The sequence below is a fragment of the Streptomyces sp. NBC_01426 genome (assembly GCF_036231985.1).
Lineage (GTDB): Bacteria > Actinomycetota > Actinomycetes > Streptomycetales > Streptomycetaceae > Streptomyces.
Genome location: NZ_CP109500.1, coordinates 2,204,130 through 2,223,226, shown reverse-complemented (window position 1 = coordinate 2,223,226; position 19,097 = coordinate 2,204,130). Strand labels below are relative to the sequence as shown.

The following is a 19,097-nucleotide window of genomic DNA, read 5'->3' as shown; positions in this document are numbered from 1 at the left end:
TCGATGGTGGCTCCTGCCGTACTGGCGGCCGCGTCCAAGGCAGCCAAGGTGGCCAAGACGGCCAAGATGGCCGCCCAGATGGCCGGAGGTCAGGGCGGTGGCGGTGGCGGCAAGAAGAAGGGCAACGGCAAGATGCTGTTGCTCGTCGGCGCCGGTGGCCTGCTGCCGATCGGCGGAATCGGTTTCATCGCCCTCGTCATGATCAGTGCTTTGGTGGGCGGTCTCGGCAGCGGCGCCGCCCAGGCGGCTTGCGGCAACTATGCCGAGAACGCCGCCGGGGGCAGCACCGGCGACCAGGCGGCCACCAACCCGGTCATGCCGGCCGGCAAGATCTACCTGCCCAGTGAGACGGCCCGCAACGAGATACCGCCCCGGATGATCCTGGCCTCGATGCGGGCAGCAGCCCGCTACGAGGGACTGGACTGGACGATGATCGCCGGTCAGATGTACCAGGAGACCAAGTACGGCCAGGACCCGTCCGCCGCCCCCGGGGGCAAGAACAGCGCCGGCTACATGGGCCTGCTCCAGTTCGGCAACGACGCGTGGCACGACTACGGTGCCGACGGCAACAACGACGGCAAGAAGGACCTCTACAACATCGACGACGCGGCATACGCCGCGGCCAACTTCCTGCACGCGATGAAGGTCGAGACGAACCCCTGGAAGGCGCTGCTGAAGTACTCGGGTTCGAACTCCGACAACACCGTCTACCCGCGGGTGGTCCTCACCCAGTCGGCCCGCTACCGGGGCAACCTCACCGGCGAGAAGAACCTCATCGAGGGCTGGTACGCGCACCTGAAGGCGACCGTCGACAAGAACCCCGACTTTCCCACCCTCGGCCGGCAGTCCGACATCCCCGCGCCGGTCGGCAACGGGGCCCAGCCCACCGAGGCCCTGAGCATCAAGGCGACCTCACCGCGATCCTGGTCCACCCCGCCCTACGGCGGTGACACGGGGCAGACGCAGGCCGCCTCCTACGGGGACAACCGGATCGGGCAAGCCCCCCGGAGCGGCGGGATCCAGACCGTGGCGTTCTCCCGTCCCCTGCTCAAGCCCGCCGAGCCGCCGGCCCAGGACGGCAAGAGCTGGCAGTGGCCGTTGAAGGAGGGCACGTACACGCTCGGCACCAAGTACCACCAGAACGGCCCCAGTTGGAGCCTCGGCTATCACACCGGCCTCGACATGCCGGCCGCCGCCGGCACGCCGATCTACGCACCCGCCGACGGCAAGGTCATCAAGGTGAGCAGCGGCGGCTCGTACGGCAACGAGACACACATCGAGCACGCCAACGGCGTCGTCACCCTGTACGCGCACCAGACGAAGGCCATGGTCTCCCAGGGCGCCTCCGTCAAGCGCGGCGACCAGATCGGCACCGTCGGCAACACCGGCAACTCCTTCGGCGCGCACCTGCACTGGGAGGTCCGCCTCCCGGGCGTCGACAACCCCTTCGTCCCCGGCCAGGACAACGGCCCCGGCATGGTCGACCCGCAGGACTGGCTGCAGGGCAAGATCTCGGCCAACCCCGACTACGGCACCGTGCCCGGCGGGGACGGCGCCGCGGGCAAGGACGCCGAGTACGCCGCCTGCGCCAAGAACGGCAAGGGCACCGCGGTTGCTCCCGACGGCACCGTGAGCGGCGTGCTTCCGGGAGCCGACGACCCGGTGGTGCGGGCGGCGCTGCGCTGGGCGCAGCGCGGCATCGGGCAGCCGTACGTCTGGGGCGCCCCGCGGTTGCAGGGCGACAATCCCGTCTCCTTCGACTGTTCCAGCTACACCCAGTGGATCTACTACCAGGCCAGCGGCGGCAAGATCGACATCGGGTCCGTCACCTACGACCAAGAGGACAAGCTCCGGCCGTACAAGGTCGATCTGAGCAAGGCGCAGCCCGGCGACATCATCTTCTTCCACCCCAGCAGCAGGGGTTCCGAGCACGTGGGCGTCGTGTGGGACCCGGCCGGCAAGAAGATCCTCCACGCTCCCCGCCCGGGCAAGAACGTCGAGTTCAGCACCTGGGACGTGCAGGGCACCGTCACCGGCGTGTACCGGGTGCCGATCCCGCCGGGCACCAATCCCACCGAGGGCGGTGGAGAGCATGCGTAGCGGAGAGGGAAGCCTCCGGGGCGAGCAGGGTCTCTTCGTCTTCCGTGCCACATCTGTTCCAGCGGAAGGAAAGTCCTGACCATGACCGTCCACCAGCAGAAGAAGCCACGCTCCGACGACGACTGGACGATCGAGATCGCCGTGCTCGTCGGCTCGGTCCTGGCCCTGCTCTGCGGTGCCTGGTTCGCCGCCCGCGTCGGCGCGTCCCTCGGCGGGGAACCGGCGCCGCCGGGCAACCCCTTCTCCTTCGCGGTGTCCCTGGTCACGGGTGACTACTCCTGGCCGCACGGCGCGGCGAACGCGGTGGCCGCGGGCGAGGCGGTCCTGATCGCCGGGGCCGCGACCGCGGTGTACCGGATCCGTCAGCGCATGCGCAACAAGCCGGACGTCGACGGCGCCGCCCGCCACCTCGCCCAGGGCGAGGAACTCGGCAAGCTCACCATGAAGGGAGCCGCCGCCACCGCCGAACGCCTGGGCGTGGACAGTAAATCGCCCGGCGTTTTCATCGGCCGCTCGCTGCGGGGACGGCAACCGCTGTTCGGGTCCTTCGAGGACATGCACGTCGACATCTGGGGCCCTCGTACCGGCAAGACGACCCGTCGCGCGATCCCCGCGATCCTCGACGCCCCGGGCTCCGTCCTGGTCACCTCCAACAAGCGCGACATCGTCGACGCCACCCGCGGCCCGCGCGAGGCGCGCGGTCAGGTCTGGGTCTTCGACCCGCAGCAGGTCGCGCAGGAGCCGCCCACGTGGTGGTGGAACCCGCTGTCGTACGTGACCGACGTCGCCAAGGCCCGCAAGCTGGCCGACCACTTCGCGTCGGGTTCGCGCGACGCCGATGCCTCCACCGACGCCTTCTTCGACCCGGCCGGACAGGACCTGCTCGCCAACCTGCTGCTCGCCGCGGCCACCGCCAAATCCTCGATCACGCAGATCTACACCTGGCTGGCCAACCCGAAGGACGACACCCCGGAGCGCATCCTGCGCGGTGCGGGACACCTCATGCCCGCCGACTCCCTGGCCGGTGTGATCAGCGCCCCGGACAAGCAGCGCAGCGGCATCTACGGCGTGGCCCAGCAGATGGCGTCATGCCTGGTCAACCCCGAGGTCAACCGGTGGGTGACGCCGAACTCGCACCACGACGACCGTCCGGAGTTCGACCCGCACGCGTTCGTGCGCGGCGACTCCACCCTCTTCTCGCTCTCCCGCGAGGGCAGCGACTCGGCGGGCCCGCTGGTGACCGCCCTGACAGTGGCCGTCGTCGAGGCCGCCGAGGAGTACGCCACCACCCAACGCGGCGGCCGGCTGTCGCGCCCGCTGGTCGGTGTCCTGGACGAGGCGGCGAACGTCTGCCGCTGGCGCGCCCTGCCCGACCTGTACTCGCACTACGGCTCACGCGGCATCATCCTGATGACGATCCTCCAGTCCTGGGCCCAGGGCATCGAAGTATGGGGCGAACGGGGCATGGAGAAGCTCTGGTCGGCCGCGAACGTGCGGGTGTACGGCGGCGGCGTCTCCGACACCCGCTTCCTCGGCGACCTGTCCGAGCTGGCGGGCGAGTACCAGCTGCGCGAGTTCTCCACGACCCGCGAGTCGGAGACGGGTGGCTGGTCCGGCAACCGCACCATGAACGAGTCCGTGCGCCACGACCGCGTCCTGAAGGTCTCCGACCTGGGCGCGATGCCCCCCGGCCGGGCACTCGTCCTGGCGTCCGGCATCAAGCCGGTCCTGGTCGAGACGATCCCGTGGTGGGAAGGCCCGTACGCCCGAGCGGTCAAGGCGTCCCTCGGCAGGCACGACCCGGGCGCCCGCGCCTGACGGCGGCGCCGCATTCCCGCGGCACCCGGCGGACGACGACCCGGCCACACCGGGTCGTCGACCGGCCGCGGGGGGCGGCTCCCGGCGCGAGGCACCTCCCTGACCGGCGTCGGGCGCGGGTCAGGGCATGGTGGCCCGGGGCCCGCGGTCACAGGTCCACGGGCAGGCCCGTGTGGTCCTTGATGCGCTTCATGATGATCTGGGAGTTGACCTCGGTGACTCCCGACAGCGCGGTGAGCTGTTCGATCCACAGGCGCTCGTAGGCGCGCAGGTCGGCGACGGCGATGCGCAGCAGGCAGCCCGGGCTGCCGAACAGCCGGTAGGCCTCGATGACGTCGGGGATGTCCTGGAGGGCCGCCTCGAAGGCCTCGACCGCCTCGCGGTCGCGCCGCACCTCGACGGAGACCAGCACCTCGAAGCCGCGGCCCACCGCCTCGGGGTCGATCACCGCGCGGTAGCCCTGGATCACCCCGTCCTGCTCCAGTTGGCGCACCCGGCGCATGCAGGGGGAGGGGGTCAGGCCCACGCGCTGGGCCAGCTCCTGGTTGCTGAGGCGACCGTCCTGCTGAAGCTCGCGCAAGATTTCGCGATCGATGGCGTCCATGGCGCAATCATCCACCACCGAATGTAACGCCAGAGCCTAAAGTGGCAATCTCATTGCGCGTAGATCTTACTATCATTGCCTTTATCGGAATTGTGTGCGATCAGGCGTGAGGGAAGGGCGGGCATGGGACGCATCGTCGTCATCAGCACCGGCGGAACGATAGCCAGCCGCTGGCAGGGATCCGGCTTCGCGGCCGATGCCGACGGCAGCGAGGTGATGGCCACCGCCCCGCTCCCCGAGGGGATCACCGTCGAGGTGGTGGACCTGTTCAGCGTCAACAGCCCCCGGCTCACCACCGCCCACCAGCTGACCCTGCTGCGCACGGTCCACGAGGTCCTCGCCGACCCCGACGTCGACGGCATCGTCGTCACCCACGGCACCGACACCCTGGAGGAGTCGGCCTTCCTCGTCGACCTCCACCACCACGACCCGCGCACCGTCGTGTTCACCGGCTCGCAACTGCCCATGGGCTCCGCGGACGGCGACGGACCGGGCAACCTGTACGACGCGCTGCTCACCGCCGCCTCCACCCGCGGGCTCGGCGTCCTGATCACCTTCGCCGGACGGGTGCACGCCGCGCGCGGGACCGTGAAGACCCAGGCCGTGGCCCTGGACGCGTTCGCCGACCCCTCGAAGGAACTGCTCGGGAAGATCGGCTTCGGCAAGGTCACCATGCTGCGCACCCCGCAGCGGCCGACCCCGCTGGCCCTGCCCTCGATGCCGGAACTGCCGCCCCGCGTGGACATGGTGATGCACCACGCGGACGGCGACCCGGTGCTCCTGAACGCCGCCGTCGAGGCGGGCGCGCGCGGCATCGTCCTCGTCGGCACCGGGGCGGGCAACGCCACGCCCGAGATCGTCGACGCGGTACGGGACGCCGTCGAGCGGGGCGTCCTGGTCGCCCTGACCACGCGCGTCGCCGCCGGGCCGGTCACCGAGATCTACACGCACGGCGGGGCGGTCGACCTGGTCGCCGCCGGGGCCGTCCCCTCCGGGACGCTGCGCGCGGGTCAGGTGCGCATCGCCGTGCTGTCCGCGCTGCTCGCGGACGTCGAGCCGAGCGAGCGGGTACGGGTCCTGCGGGACGCCCTGGCCTCCGGCGGGCCGGTGCTGGTCGAGGCCTGACCTCCGCGACCTCCGCGACCTCCGCATGAGGGCGGGGCGGGGCGGGTACGGGAATCCCCGGCCCGCCCCCTCGTCGTACGCCCCGCGCTCGTCCCACCCGCGCTCGTCCCACCCGCGCTCGTCCCACCCACGCGCCCCGCGCCCGCCGGATCCGGGCCCGTCAGGAGGCGTGGAAGGCCTTCAGGATCCGGTCCGCCGCCAGGGTCGGCGTCAGGGTGCCCTCCCGCACCGAGGCCTCCAGCGCGGGCGCGAGATCGCGTACGGCCGGGTCGGAGCGCAGCCGCTCCAACAGTTCCTCGCGCACCATCGACCAGGTCCACTCCACCTGCTGCGCGGCCCGCTTCGCGGCCAGCCGGCCGCCCGCCTCCAGCAGCCGGCGATGCTGCTCCAGGCGGTTCCAGATCTCGTCCAGGCCCGCCGACTCCCGCGCGCTGCACGTCAGGACCGGCGGGGTCCAGGCCGCGTCGGCCGGATGCATCAACCGCAGCGCGCCCGCCAGTTCACGCGCCGCCGCCTTCGCGTCGCGTTCGTGCGGGCCGTCGGCCTTGTTCACGGCCAGCACGTCGGCCAGTTCCAGGACGCCCTTCTTGATGCCCTGGAGCTGGTCGCCCGTACGGGCCAGCGAGAGCAGGAGGAAGGAGTCGACCATGCCGGCCACGGTCGTCTCCGACTGGCCGACGCCGACCGTCTCGACGAGCACCACGTCGTAGCCCGCCGCCTCCATCACGATCATCGACTCGCGGGTGGCCTTGGCCACCCCGCCCAGCGTGCCCGCCGAGGGGGAGGGGCGGACGAAGGCCGCCGGGTCCACCGCGAGGCGTTCCATCCGGGTCTTGTCGCCGAGGATGGAACCGCCCGTGCGGGTGGACGAGGGGTCCACGGCCAGGACCGCCACCCGGTGGCCCAGCGCCGTGAGCATCGTGCCGAAGGCGTCGATGAAGGTGGACTTGCCCACCCCCGGGACGCCGCTGATGCCGATCCGGCGCGCCCGCCCCGAGTGCGGGAGCAACTCCGTCAGGAGCTGCTGGGCCAACACCCGGTGGGCCGGCAGGGTGGACTCGACGAGCGTGATGGCGCGCGCGACGAACGCGCGCTTCCCGTCGAGGACCCCCTTCGCGTACGCCTCGATGTCGATCTTCGGCATCGACGCCCGCCTACAGCTCGTGCCCGAGATCCGCGGCCAGCCGCGTCACCAGGTCGTGGGCCGCGTCCGGGATCACGGTGCCCGGCGGGAAGACCGCCGTGGCACCCATCTCCAGCAGGGTCGGCACGTCCGCGGGCGGGATGACCCCGCCCACCACGATCATGATGTCCTCGCGTCCCTCCTCCGCCAGCTGCTCGCGCAGCGCCGGCACGAGGGTCAGGTGACCGGCCGCCAGCGACGACACGCCCACCACGTGGACGTCCGCCTCGACGGCCTGCCGGGCCACCTCCGCCGGCGTCTGGAACAGCGGGCCGACGTCCACGTCGAAGCCCAGGTCGGCGAAGGCGGTGGCGATCACCTTCTGGCCGCGGTCGTGCCCGTCCTGGCCCATCTTGGCGACCAGGATGCGCGGACGACGGCCCTCCGCCTCCTCGAACCGGTCGACGAGCGCACGGGTGCGCTCCACGGACGGGGACTCGCCTGCTTCCATGCGGTACACACCCGAGATCGTACGGATCTGGCTCGCGTGACGCCCGTAGACCTTCTCCAGGGCGTCCGAGATCTCACCCACGGTGGCCTTGGCGCGGGCCGCGTCCACCGCGAGGGCCAACAGGTTGCCCTCGCCGCTGCCGGCCGCGTTCGTCAGCGCCCGCAGGGTGTCCTGGGTGACCGCCTCGTCGCGCTCCTCGCGCAGCCGCCGCAGCTTGGCGATCTGCTGCGCGCGCACGGAGGAGTTGTCGACCTTGAGGACGTCGATCTGCTCGTCGGTCTCCACGCGGTACTTGTTCACGCCGATCACCGGCTGCCGGCCGGAGTCGATCCGCGCCTGCGTACGGGCCGCGGCCTCCTCCACGCGCAGTTTCGGGATGCCCGCGTCGATGGCCTGGGCCATGCCGCCGGCCGCCTCGACCTCCTCGATGTGCTGCCAGGCCCGCCGCGCCAGGTCGTAGGTCAGCTTCTCGACGTACGCGCTGCCGCCCCACGGGTCGATCGACCGGCAGGTCCCCGACTCCTGCTGGAGCAGCAGCTGGGTGTTGCGGGCGATGCGCGCCGAGAAGTCCGTCGGCAGGGCGAGGGCCTCGTCGAGGGCGTTGGTGTGCAGCGACTGGGTGTGCCCCTGGGTCGCCGCCATCGCCTCGATGCAGGTGCGCGTGACGTTGTTGAAGACGTCCTGGGCCGTCAGCGACCAACCGGAGGTCTGCGAGTGGGTGCGCAGCGACAGCGACTTGGCGTTCTTCGGGTCGAACTGCTTGACCAGGCGCGCCCACAGCAGGCGGGCCGCGCGCAGCTTCGCGACCTCCATGAAGAAGTTCATCCCGATGGCCCAGAAGAAGGACAATCGGGGCGCGAACGCGTCCACGTCCAGTCCCACGGCCTGCCCGGCCCGCAGGTACTCCACGCCGTCCGCGAGGGTGTACGCCAGCTCCAGGTCGGCCGTCGCCCCCGCTTCCTGGATGTGGTAGCCGGAGATCGAGATGGAGTTGTAGCGGGGCATCTTCTGCGAGGTGAAGGCGAAGATGTCCGAGATGATCCGCATCGAGGGCTTCGGCGGATAGATGTAGGTGTTGCGGACCATGAACTCTTTGAGGATGTCGTTCTGGATGGTCCCGGCGAGCTTGTCGGGGGAGACGCCCTGCTCCTCCGCCGCCACGATGTACAGCGCGAGGACCGGCAGCACGGCGCCGTTCATCGTCATCGACACCGTCATCTTGTCCAACGGGATCCCGTCGAACAGCTGCCTCATGTCGTAGATCGAGTCGATGGCCACGCCCGCCATGCCGACATCGCCCGTCACGCGCGGGTGGTCGCTGTCGTAGCCGCGGTGCGTGGGCAGGTCGAAGGCGATCGACAGGCCCTTCTGGCCGGCCGCGAGGTTGCGCCGGTAGAAGGCGTTGGACTCCTCGGCCGTGGAGAAACCGGCGTACTGCCGGATCGTCCAGGGCTGGTTGACGTACATCGTCGGGTACGGGCCGCGCAGGTACGGCGCCACACCCGGGTACGTCCGCAGGAAGTCCAGGCCCTCCAGGTCACGCCCGGTGTACAGCGGCTTGACGCCGATGCCCTCGGGCGTCTCCCACAGCAGGTCGGAGGCACCGCTGCCGGTGGACTCCTTGACGGCGGCGCGCCACTGCTCCTCGGAGACACCGGCCGTCGCGTCGCCGTTCAGCGCGAGTTCGGAGAAGTCGGGGATGCCGCTCACGGGGCCACTCCCATCCGGTCGAGTACGGAGGACAGTACGGCGACCGCGTCGCAGCCGGCGAAGACGTACTCGTCCACGGCCTGCCCGGCGGTACCGGGCCTGCCGGCGAGGAACACGGTCGTGGCGCCCGCCGAGCGCAGGGCCGCGGCCACCGCCTCGGCCTGCTCCTCGTACAGCGCGTCGCTGGAGCACAGCACCGCCATGCCGTCCGCGCCGCTCGCGGCGTAGGCGGCGGCGGCCGTCTCCGGGGTCACCGACACCGGGTCGTGCACCGGCTCGACGCCGCCCGCCTGGAAGAGGTTCGAGGCGAAGGTGGCGCGGCCGGTGTGCGCGGCCGCCGGCCCCAGGGCCGCCAGGAAGATCCGAGGCCGGGCCCCGGTCGCCGCGAGGTGCGCGTCACCGCGGGCGCGCAGGGCCTCGTACGCCTCGTCGCGTCGCACGCGGGGCAGCCCGCCGGTGGGTCCCTCGGGCGCCGGTTCGCGCACGACGGGCTTCTCCGACAGGTTCGGGAACTCGCTGACGCCGGTGATCGGTTCGCGGCGCTTGGCGAGCTTCTTGGAGCGCTCGGCCCAGGTGGCCGCCAGGCGCTCGGCGACCAGACCGGAACGCAGGGCCTCGGGAAGACCGCCCGCCTTCTCCACCGTCCGGAAGAACTCCCAGGCGGCCGCGGCGAGTTCGGTGGTGAGCTGCTCCACGTAGTAGGAACCGCCGGCCGGGTCGATCACCCGGGCCAGGTGCGACTCCTCCAGCAGGATCGTGGAGGTGTTGCGGGCGATGCGGCGCGCGAACGCGTCGGGCAGACCCAGGTCGTGGTCGAAGGGGAGCACGGTGACGGAGTCCGCGCCGGCCACGCCCGCCGCCATGCAGGCGACGGTGGTGCGCAGCATGTTCACCCACGGGTCGCGCCGGGTCATCATCACCGGTGAGGTGACGGCGTGTTGACGCTGCGCGGCGGCCTCCGGGACCCCGCAGGCCTCGCCGATCCGGGCCCAGAGTCGGCGCGCGGCGCGCAGCTTGGCGATGGTGAGGAACTGGTCGGCAGTGGCCGCGTAGCGGAACTCCAGCTGCCCGAAGGCCTCTTCGGTGCCCATGCCGGCGTCCGTGAGGGCGCGGAGGTAGGCGACGCCGGTGGCCAGGGACAACCCCAGCTCCTCGGCGGCGCTGCCGCCCGCCTCGTGGTAGGGCAGGGCGTCCGCGGTCAGGGTGCGTACGTGGGGCCAGTCGGCGGCCGTCTCCCGGGCGAGCGCGGCGGCCTCGGCGAGGTCGAGCGCCTCACCCGTCCGCGCCTCGTGCCCCAGCGGGTCTACGCCCAGCGAGGCACGGGCGGCCTCGGGGGCCACCCCGCGGTCGGCGTACAGACCCAGCAGCGCGCGGGCGGCGTCGGCGTACGCGGCGCCCGCGTCGAGCGTGATCGGGGCGAGGTCGAGGTAGACGCCGTCCAGGGCGCGGGCGAGACCGTCCACCGGGAGCCCGGTGGGACCCAGGGTGAGCCAGAGGGAGGTGGTGCCGTTCTCCAGGTCCGCGAGGGCCGCCTCGTTCACCCGAACGGGGTCGCTGCCGACGAGCCGCTGGCGTACGTCCCAGCCCGACGCGCTCGTGCCCTCGGGGGTGCCCCCGCGGACGAAGGGGGCGAACCCGGGGAAGCCGGTGTCCTCCGCGTCGGGGCGTGCGATGTACAGGGGGCGGGTGCGGAGCCCGTCCTCAAGCGTGGTGGACAACGCGTCTTCAGCTGCCTCGCCGGAGGCTTCCTTGCCCGACTTGCGCAGTACGCCTTCAACCAGGCGCTGCCACTGCTCATGTGTCGCGTCAGGAAACTCGGCGGCCAGGGAGAGCCCGTCGTCAGGCAGGACCGTCATGGCTCGAATGCTAGGGGGGTCGCTCAATCGAGACCAGAACCGCCGGATGTGATCTCGCACTCGCAGGTCAGCGGGTGAGTTACCTGCGAGTAGGGGTATGGGGGGCGATGTCGGGCGGGCCGCTGGGCGCGGTGGCGGGGGCGAGCGCGGGCGCGGCGGCCGGGTCCTGGAACAGCGGGCCGAGCAGGACCGTCGCCGACGCCTGGGTGAGGACCGCCGGGCCCGCGTACGGGCCGATGATCCGGGCCGGGTCGTCGCAGACGTGCGACTGGGCCGTCGCCGCCTCGCGGATCTCGTCGAGATAGCCCTCGTGCAGGATGCTCGACAGCTCCGACACCAGCAGCACCGCCGGGTTGAACACGTCCAGCAGCAGCGCCGCGGCCCGCCCCACCGCACGGGCCCGCTCGCGCAGCAGCCGGTCGGCGCGGGGATCGCCGGTGGCGGCCGCGTCCACGATCAGCCCGATGGCCGGCTCGGGAACGATCCCGAGGCGCACGGCCTCGGCGCCCAGGGCCGTGTCGGACGCGGTGGCCTGGAGGCACCCCGTACGGCCGCACGCGCACCGGGCCGCCGATCCGGGGACGGGAAGGTGCGCGACGTCGCCCGCGGCCGAACCGGGGCCCTGGTGGACGGTGCCCTCGATGCCGAACGCGGCGTCCACCACGTTGCCGATGAACAGGTGCACGATGCTGCGGCGTGCCGACGGGTGCCCGAACAGCATCTCGGCGCGGGCGACGGCCCGGGCGTGGTTGTCGAGGTGCACCGGCAACCCCAGGGCGGCCGACAGCTCGGCCGCGAGCGGCTTGTCGTGCCAGCCGAGTGCCTCGTGCCGTACGACGACCCCCTCGGCGGGGCGGATCCAGCCGCCCAGGGCGGCGCCGATGCCCAGGAGGGGGCGGTGGGCGGTTCGCGCGGCGGGCGTCGGGGGCTCGGTGGGCGCGGTGTGGCCGTGCGTGGCGTGGCCGTGGTCGTGGAGGAAGCGGCGCAGTTCCGTCGCGAGACGGGCGGGGGTCGGGGGTCCGGCCGTGTGCGGGAGGGTGCGGCGGGCCACGACCTGGCCGCGGAGATCGACCAGGCTGAAGTTCGAGGCGGGCACGCCGATGTGCAGTCCGGCGGCGAGCGGGCCGCCTACGGCACCCGTGTGCAGGTCCAGCGGGATGCGGGGGCGGCCGGCGGTGCCGGGCCCGGCCGTCCCGGCCGCCTCGCCCGTTCCGCCGCCCGGATGCGGGAGTTCGCGCAGCAGGCCGCTGCGGAGCAGGCCGGTGGTCTGGCGGGAGACGGCGGCCTGGCTGAGACCGCTCAGCGCGGAGATGCCGCTGCGGGCGACGGGTCCGTGCGCGAGGACGGTCCGCAGGACGGTGGCGGCGTTGGCGGCCGCGCGGCTGTCGCCGGGGGTGGGGGGCATGGGGCGACCGTAGCTCTGGCCGGGCGGGTGGGGGTGTGGGGGGTGAGGTCTGCGCCTTGCTGGTGGTTGTGGTCGGTTGCTGCGGGGTTCGGCTGCGCCGGGCGGTTGGTGGTGCTGTCGTCTGCTGCCGGTCCCGGCTGCGTCGGGCGCCTCAAGCGCCGGCGGGGCTGGGGGTGGGGGTCGGGCGGGGGGTCGGTGTCGGTGCCGGGGTGGGGTGTCGTCCTGGACTGTGTGATGTAGGCGCCCTGGGTGGGGTTGCTCTGTCGGGCGGTGGCCACGCGCCACACATCCCACTTCTACGTCCCGGCCAACACCCCACCCCGTCCCCGCCCCCGACCAACCGTCCGACCCCGGTGGAGTGCATACCGCCGCTCGGGTGCCCCTCCGGTCCGGGTCCGGCCATTCCAGCCTCGCCGGCGTGTGAGGCGCGGGCCCGGTGGTGGGGTCGTGGCGGCCGCGTTGCGGGGGCGTGAAATCCGGCCATGGTTTTCGGCCGGGGCCCGGGGTGGGTCGGGGGGTTCCGGGTGGGGGGAACCGGCAGGTCAGGGCCGCTGGGCGGGGTTTCCGTTCCGGGTGGGGGCGGGGGTTCCGGTGGGGGTTGACCCCGGCCGGGGGCGCTGACAGGCTCCGAGCCATGTCCGCGATCGAGCACCTCGCCCCGCGGCTCCACACCCCCGGCCGCTGTACCGCGCCGGGCGAGTGTCAGGGCCGCTTCCCGGCCCCGCGCCGCGCCTGAGCGCCGCTTCGGGGTCCTGTGACCCCTCGGTCCGCTGAGGCCGCTTCCGCCCCGCCCCGTCCCGTGTGCGTGCCGTTGCCGCGCCTCACGACCCGTTCGCGTACCGGCATTTCTTCCCCTGCGGAAATAAATCTCTGACCCGGGAGTTCCCATGACCACTGTCACCGCTGTCTCCGTCGACAAGATCGGCGGCCGCATCGGCGCCGAGATCGGCGGCGTCCGCCTCGGCGGCGACCTGCCCGCCGAGACCGTCGCCGAGATCCGTGCCGCCCTCCTCGCCCACAAGGTCGTCTTCTTCCGCGGTCAGGACCACCTCGACGAGGCCGGACACGAGGCGTTCGCCCAGCTGCTCGGCGCGCCGGTCGCCCACCCGACCGTGCCCTCCGCCGACGGCCGGTACGCCCTCGGCATCGACTCCGACCACGGCGCCCGCGCCAACCAGTGGCACACCGACGTCACCTTCGTCCCCGCCTACCCCGCCTTCTCCATCCTCCGCGCCGTCACCATCCCCCCGTACGGCGGCAACACGCTCTGGGCCAACACCGCCACCGCCTACGCGGGCCTCCCGGAGCCGCTGCGGTTCCTGGCCGACGGCCTGCGCGCCGTGCACTCCAACGAGTACGACTACGCGGCCCTTCGGCCCGACGCGCTCCCCGAGGCCCTGGCCCAGTACCGCGAGGTGTTCACCTCCACCACGTTCCTCACCGAGCACCCGGTGGTCCGCGTCCACCCCGAGACCGGCGAACGCACCCTGCTGCTCGGCAACTTCGTGCAGCGGATCACCGGCCTCACCGGCCGGGACTCCCGCGTCCTCCAGGACCTGTTCCAGGCGCACATCGAGAGCCCCGAGAACACCGTCCGCTGGCAGTGGCGCGCCGGCGACGTCGCGATCTGGGACAACCGCGCCACCCAGCACTACGGCGTCGACGACTCCGACGACCACGAGCGCACCCTGCGCCGCGTCACCGTCGACGGCGACGTGCCCGTCGGCCCCGACGGACGCCCGTCCCGCCTGATCAGCCCGGAGACCGTGCCCGACCCGGAGTTCGGCATCGCCTCCGGCGCCTCCTCCGCCTCCGCCTGACCCGACCCCGCCGCACAAGGAGAGCCACCGTGCCCAAGCTGCTCGCCATCACCGGCAGCCCCTCCGTCCACTCCCGTACCGCCGTGGTCGTCGACCAGGTGCTGCGCCGTCTGTCCCACTCCGGGTACGAGACCGGGCACCTCTCCGTGCGGGAACTGCCCGCCGCCGACCTGCTCTCCGCCCGCCGGGGCGAGCCCGAGATCCGCCGCGCGGTGGAGGCCGTGGCCGAGGCGGACGGCCTGATCATCGCCACGCCGATCTACAAGGCCTCGTACACCGGCCTGCTCAAGGCCTTCCTCGACCTGCTCCCGCAGGACGGCCTGGCCGGCAAGACGGTCCTGCCGATCGCCACCGGCGGCAGCCTCGCCCACGTCCTGACCATCGACTACGCCCTGCGCCCGGTCCTCTCCGCGCTCGGCGCCCGGCACGTCACCGCCGGCCGGTTCGTCCTGGACTCCGCCGTCGAGCGCGGGGACGGCCCGGACCGGCTCCGGCCCGAGGCGGAGCTGGACCTGTACCAGGCCGTCGACGAGTTCGCCGACGCGCTGCGCATCGCCCCCGCGGGCGCCCTCACCACCGCTCACTGACCCCGTACGCACCGACAAGGACCCGTCATGCCCGCAGCCTTCGCCCCGTCCTCCACCTCCCGACGCCAGTTCCTCACCCTGCTCGGCATCTCGGCGGCCGCGGTGAGCTGCGGCACGGCCACCGCCACCGGCGGCTCCGGCAAGCAGGTCACGTCCCTCAAGTACCAGGGCTCGGTGGGCGCGGTCACGCTCCCCGAACTGGCCGCCGATCTCGGGTACCTGGGGAACCTCACCCTGGACTGGGTCGGCAACACCATCAGCGGCCCCCAGGACATCCAGTCCGCGGCCACCGGCCAGACCCACTTCGGCGGCGCCTTCAACGGCGCGATCGTCAAACTCGCCGCGAGCAAGGCGCAGATCCAGGCCGTCATCTCCTACTACGGCTCCGACCAGGACACCTACCTCGGCTACTACGTCCTGGAGGACAGCCCGATCCGGTCGGCCCGCGACCTGATCGGCAAGAAGGTCGGCATGAACACCCTGGGCGCCCACGCCCAGGCCCTGCTCGACATCTACCTGGAGCGCAACGGCCTCTCCAAGGCCGACGCAGGCAAGGTCGAGTCCCTCGTCGTCCCGCCCGTCAACACCGAACAGGCCCTGCGCCAGAAGCAGATCGAGGTCGGCGTCCTCAGCGGGGTGCTGCGCGACAAGGCCCTCGCGGCCGGCGGGATACGCCCGCTGTTCAAGGACTTCGAGCTGCTGGGGGCGTTCAGCGCCGGCAGTTACGTGATGACCCGGCGCTTCATCAAGGAGAACCCCGACACCGTCAAGACGTTCACCACCGGCGTCGGCAAGGCCATCGAGTGGTCGCGCACCACCCCGCGCGAGCAGGTCATCGCGCGGCTGACCGACATCGTGAAGAAGCGCGGCCGCAACGAGGACACCTCGACCCTGCGCTACTGGCGCTCGTACGGGGTCGCCGAACCGGGCGGCCGGATCGCCGACAAGGAGTTCCAGCTCTGGATCGACTGGCTCGGCGAGCGCGGCGAGATCAAGAAGGGGCAGCTCAAGGCCGCCGACCTCTACACCAACGAGTTCAACGGGAACGGGAAGGGCTGACCGACTGCCATGGCGAAGATCGTGTTCGACTCCGTGACGAAGACCTTCCCGACGAAGGACAGGAAGAACAGGAGGAACAAGCAGGAGTTCACCGCCCTCGACGGCATCGACCTGGAGATCGAGGCGGGCGAGTTCGTGGTCGTCGTCGGCCCCAGCGGTTGCGGCAAGTCCACCCTGCTCGACCTCCTCGGCGGCCTGACCCGCCCCACCTCCGGCCGGATCCTGCTCGACGGCGAACCCGTCACCGGCCCCGGGCTCGACCGGGGCATCGTCTTCCAGCAGTACGCGCTGCTGCCCTGGCGCACCGCACTGGGCAACATCGAGTTCGGCTTGGAGGCGACCGGCGTCCCGCGCCGCCAACGGACCGAGCGGGCAAGGGAGTTCCTGGACCTCGTCGGGCTCACCGGCTTCGAGGACCGGCACCCCCACGAACTGTCCGGGGGCATGCGCCAGCGCGTCGCCATCGCCCGCTCGCTCGCCTACGACCCCGACGTGCTGCTGATGGACGAGCCGTTCGCGGCCCTGGACGCGCAGACCCGCGAATCCCTCCAGGACGAACTGCGGCGCATCTGGCAGCGCACCGGCAAGACGATCGTGTTCATCACCCACGGCATCGAAGAGGCCGTGTACCTGGGGCAGAAGGTCGCCGTGATCACCTCGCGCCCCGGCCGCGTCAAGGAGGTCGTCCGGGTCGACCTCGGCGACCGTGCCACCGGCGCCACGGGCGAGGACCTGCGCTCCAGCCCGGAGTTCGCCCGTCATCGCCACGAGATCTGGACCCTGCTCCACGACGAGGTGGCCCGCGCTCAGCAACTGGAGAAGGAGGAGGCCGCCGTATGACCACCGGAACCGACATCACCGCCGCCGCCCCGGCCGGCCTGGCACCCCCGCCGGAGACCGAGGACCCGGCCCGGCCCGCGGGAGCGCCGACCACCGGGGCGCCCGCGCAGCCGGCGCCGCCCGCCGACGCGCCGGCCCCCGCGACCGCCGATACGGAGCCGGTCGCGGCGAAGGTCCCCGTACGGAGTCCGGGGCGCGGCCTGTTCGCCGCCGTCGGGCGCGGGCTGGGGGCGGCCGTGCTGCGCTCGGCCGCCATCCTCGCCCTGCTCGCCCTGTGGGAGACGGCGCCCCGGCTCGGCCTGGTCGACGCCACGTTCCTGCCGCCGGTCAGCGAGGTCGCCACGGCCTGGTGGGAGCTGCTGGGGGACGGGCAGCTCGCCAACCACACCCGGGCCAGCCTGGTCCGCTCCTTCGGCGGCTTCGGCATCGCGGTCGTGGTCGCGGTACCGCTCGGCCTGCTCATCGGCTGGTACCGGCCGGTCGCGGCGCTGCTCGGGCCGCTGCTGGAGGTCTTCCGCAACACGGCGGCGCTGGCGCTGCTGCCGGTGTTCGTGCTGCTGCTGGGCATCGGGGAGACCTCGAAGGTGTCCATCGTGGTCTACGCGTGCGTCTGGCCGATCCTGCTCAACACGATCAGCGCGGTCGGCAACGCCGATCCGACCCTGGTGAAGCTGGCCCGCTCGATGGACCTGTCCACGCCGAGGCTCTTCCAGAAGGTGATCCTGCCGTCGTCGGTGCCGGCGATCTTCACCGGGATCCGGCTGGCGGGAGCGGTGTCGATCCTCGTGCTCGTGGCCGCCGAGATGATCGGTGCCAAGGCGGGACTGGGCTACCTGATCAACGCCTCGCAGTTCAACTTCGCGATCCCCCAGATGTACGCGGGCATCGTCACCATCTCCGCGATCGGGCTGGCGTTCAACCAGCTGCTCGTCACGATCGAACGCCGCCTCAGCCTCTGGCGCGTACCCGCCTGACACCGGCGCCCCGCGGGGCCGCCCGGGGCCGCCGCCCCGCGCGGCCCGCACGCCCTTCCCACCCGGCGGTGCCCCGCGCGCGCCGACCCGAACCGAGGAACCGACATGACCGCTCCCCGCACCCTGCACCTCAACGCCTTCCTCATGAACGCCGGGCACCACGACGCCGCCTGGCGCCACCCGGACAGCAGCCCCGAACGGGTCACCGACCTGCGCTACTTCCAGGAGCTGGCGCGCACCGCCGAACGCGGACGGCTCGACTCGATCTTCTTCGCCGACGGCCTGGCCCTGTGGGGCAAGGCCCGCTACAACGCCCTCGGCGGCTTCGAGCCGCTGACCCTGCTCTCGGCCATCGCCGCCGTCACCGAGCACATCGGGCTCATCGCGACCGTCTCCACGACCTTCAACGAGCCGTTCCACACGGCCCGCAAGTTCGCGTCGCTCGACCACATCAGCAACGGTCGCGCCGGCTGGAACATCGTCACCTCCGGCACCGTCGACGAGGCCCGCAACTTCAACCAGGACGAGCACCTGGCCCACAACCTGCGCTACGAGCGGGCCCGCGAGTTCCTGGACGTCGCCGGCAAGCTCTGGGACAGCTGGGAGGACGACGCGATCGTCCTCGACAAGGAGCGCGGCGTCTACGCGGACACCGACAAGCTGCACCCGGCCGCCCACCGGGGCGAGTACTTCGGTGTCGCCGGCCCGCTCAACGTGCCCCGCTCACCGCAGGGGCACCCGCTCCTCGTGCAGGCGGGGTCCTCCGAGGACGGCAAGGAGTTCGCCGCTCAGTACGCCGAGGCGGTCTTCACCGCGCAGCAGACCCTCGCCGACGGCCAGACCTTCTACAAGGACCTCAAGTCCCGACTGGCCCGTTACGGCCGCGCCGAGAGCGACCTGCTCGTCCTGCCCGGCATCGCCCCCGTCATCGGCTCCACCGAAGCCGAGGCCAAGGCGCTGGAACAGCAGCTCACCGACCTCCAGGTCCCCGAGTACGGGCTGGCCCAGCTCTCCGGGATGCTCGGCGTCGACCTCTCCGACCACCCCCTCGACGGCCCGCTGCCCGAGCTGCCCGAGGAGCGGGACATCAACGGCAACAAGAGCCGGTTCACGCTCGTCGCCGAACTCGCCCGGCGGGACGGGCTGACGCTGCGGCAGTTGATCGCCCGGCTCGGCGCGGGACGCGGCCACCGGGTCTACGCCGGCACGCCCGAGCAGATCGCCGACCAGCTCCAGGAGTGGTTCACGCAGGGGGCCGCGGACGGCTTCAACATCATGGCGCCGGTGCTGCCGACGGGCCTGACCGCGTTCGTGGACCACGTCGTGCCGATCCTCCAGAAGCGCGGCCTCTTCCGTACCGAGTACACCGGCACCACCCTCCGCGAGAACTACGGTCTCGCCCGCCCGGCCAACCGTCACCTCGCGCCGACGGCCTGAGCAGGCATGCCGCCCGGGTCCGACGCCCGGGCGGCGTGAGCGGGCGGCGTCAGACGGTCAGGACGATCTTGCCCCGGGTCTTGCCGGAGGCGCTCAGTTCCCAGGCCCGGGCGACCTCGGCCAGTGGC

General features: G+C 72.2%; 14 protein-coding genes. 9 read left to right on the top strand and 5 right to left on the bottom strand.

Annotated features, from left to right (window positions below; translation table 11 throughout):
- The first annotated feature begins 3 nt into the window (after positions 1–3).
- Both OG906_RS09600 and OG906_RS09595 read left to right on the top strand, forming a co-directional pair.
- Positions 4–2,100, top strand: coding sequence for a peptidoglycan DD-metalloendopeptidase family protein (locus OG906_RS09600; RefSeq protein ID WP_329441760.1), 2,097 nt, complete (start codon positions 4–6; stop codon positions 2,098–2,100).
- A gap of 81 nt (positions 2,101–2,181) precedes the next feature.
- On the top strand, positions 2,182–3,918 hold the full coding sequence (locus OG906_RS09595; RefSeq protein WP_329441758.1) for a type IV secretory system conjugative DNA transfer family protein: 1,737 nt from the start codon (positions 2,182–2,184) through the stop codon (positions 3,916–3,918).
- A gap of 148 nt (positions 3,919–4,066) precedes the next feature.
- Here the strand turns inward: OG906_RS09595 and OG906_RS09590 are convergent, their stop codons facing one another.
- Positions 4,067–4,522, bottom strand: coding sequence for an Lrp/AsnC family transcriptional regulator (locus OG906_RS09590; RefSeq protein ID WP_053676242.1), 456 nt, complete (start codon positions 4,520–4,522; stop codon positions 4,067–4,069).
- 123 nt (positions 4,523–4,645) lie between these two features.
- Between OG906_RS09590 and OG906_RS09585 the strand changes: the two genes are divergently transcribed.
- A complete protein-coding gene (locus OG906_RS09585; protein ID WP_329441755.1) occupies positions 4,646–5,647 on the top strand; it encodes an asparaginase in 1,002 nt (333 codons plus the stop codon).
- Between the two features lie 160 nt (positions 5,648–5,807).
- On the opposite strand, the gene meaB is transcribed toward OG906_RS09585, so the two are convergent.
- From meaB to OG906_RS09565, 4 genes are all read right to left on the bottom strand, one after another.
- Entirely contained in the window at positions 5,808–6,791 is a 984-nt protein-coding gene (meaB, locus tag OG906_RS09580; protein ID WP_329441753.1) for a methylmalonyl Co-A mutase-associated GTPase MeaB, read from the bottom strand.
- A 10-nt stretch (positions 6,792–6,801) separates the two neighbouring features.
- Positions 6,802–8,991: a methylmalonyl-CoA mutase gene (scpA, locus tag OG906_RS09575; protein WP_266950352.1), complete on the bottom strand. Its 2,190-nt coding sequence runs from the start codon at positions 8,989–8,991 to the stop codon at positions 6,802–6,804.
- A complete protein-coding gene (locus OG906_RS09570) occupies positions 8,988–10,847 on the bottom strand; it encodes a methylmalonyl-CoA mutase family protein (RefSeq protein WP_329441748.1) in 1,860 nt (619 codons plus the stop codon). Before OG906_RS09570 ends, scpA begins: the two co-directional genes overlap by 4 nt.
- 79 nt (positions 10,848–10,926) lie before the next feature.
- Positions 10,927–12,252 carry an ROK family transcriptional regulator gene (locus tag OG906_RS09565; protein ID WP_329441746.1) on the bottom strand — a complete coding sequence of 442 codons (1,326 nt, stop codon included), beginning with the start codon at positions 12,250–12,252 and terminating at the stop codon, positions 10,927–10,929.
- Positions 12,253–13,139: 887 nt separating this feature from the next.
- On the opposite strand from OG906_RS09565, the gene OG906_RS09560 reads away from it, so the two are divergent.
- The 6 genes from OG906_RS09560 (at position 13,140) to OG906_RS09535 (ending at position 18,969) form a co-directional block, all read left to right on the top strand.
- Complete coding sequence (locus OG906_RS09560; protein WP_329441744.1) at positions 13,140–14,072, top strand: TauD/TfdA dioxygenase family protein; 933 nt, start codon at positions 13,140–13,142, stop codon at positions 14,070–14,072.
- 29 nt (positions 14,073–14,101) lie between these two features.
- Positions 14,102–14,659 carry an NADPH-dependent FMN reductase gene (gene ssuE, locus OG906_RS09555; protein ID WP_329441741.1) on the top strand — a complete coding sequence of 186 codons (558 nt, stop codon included), beginning with the start codon at positions 14,102–14,104 and terminating at the stop codon, positions 14,657–14,659.
- A 27-nt stretch (positions 14,660–14,686) separates the two neighbouring features.
- On the top strand, positions 14,687–15,718 hold the full coding sequence (locus OG906_RS09550) for an ABC transporter substrate-binding protein (RefSeq protein ID WP_329441740.1): 1,032 nt from the start codon (positions 14,687–14,689) through the stop codon (positions 15,716–15,718).
- 9 nt (positions 15,719–15,727) lie between these two features.
- Positions 15,728–16,558, top strand: a complete 831-nt coding sequence (locus OG906_RS09545; protein ID WP_329441738.1) for an ABC transporter ATP-binding protein — start codon at positions 15,728–15,730, stop codon at positions 16,556–16,558.
- A complete protein-coding gene (locus tag OG906_RS09540) occupies positions 16,555–17,532 on the top strand; it encodes an ABC transporter permease (protein WP_329441737.1) in 978 nt (325 codons plus the stop codon). Before OG906_RS09545 ends, OG906_RS09540 begins: the two co-directional genes overlap by 4 nt.
- A gap of 105 nt (positions 17,533–17,637) precedes the next feature.
- Positions 17,638–18,969: an LLM class flavin-dependent oxidoreductase gene (locus OG906_RS09535; RefSeq protein WP_053684611.1), complete on the top strand. Its 1,332-nt coding sequence runs from the start codon at positions 17,638–17,640 to the stop codon at positions 18,967–18,969.
- Positions 18,970–19,097 lie beyond the last annotated feature (128 nt).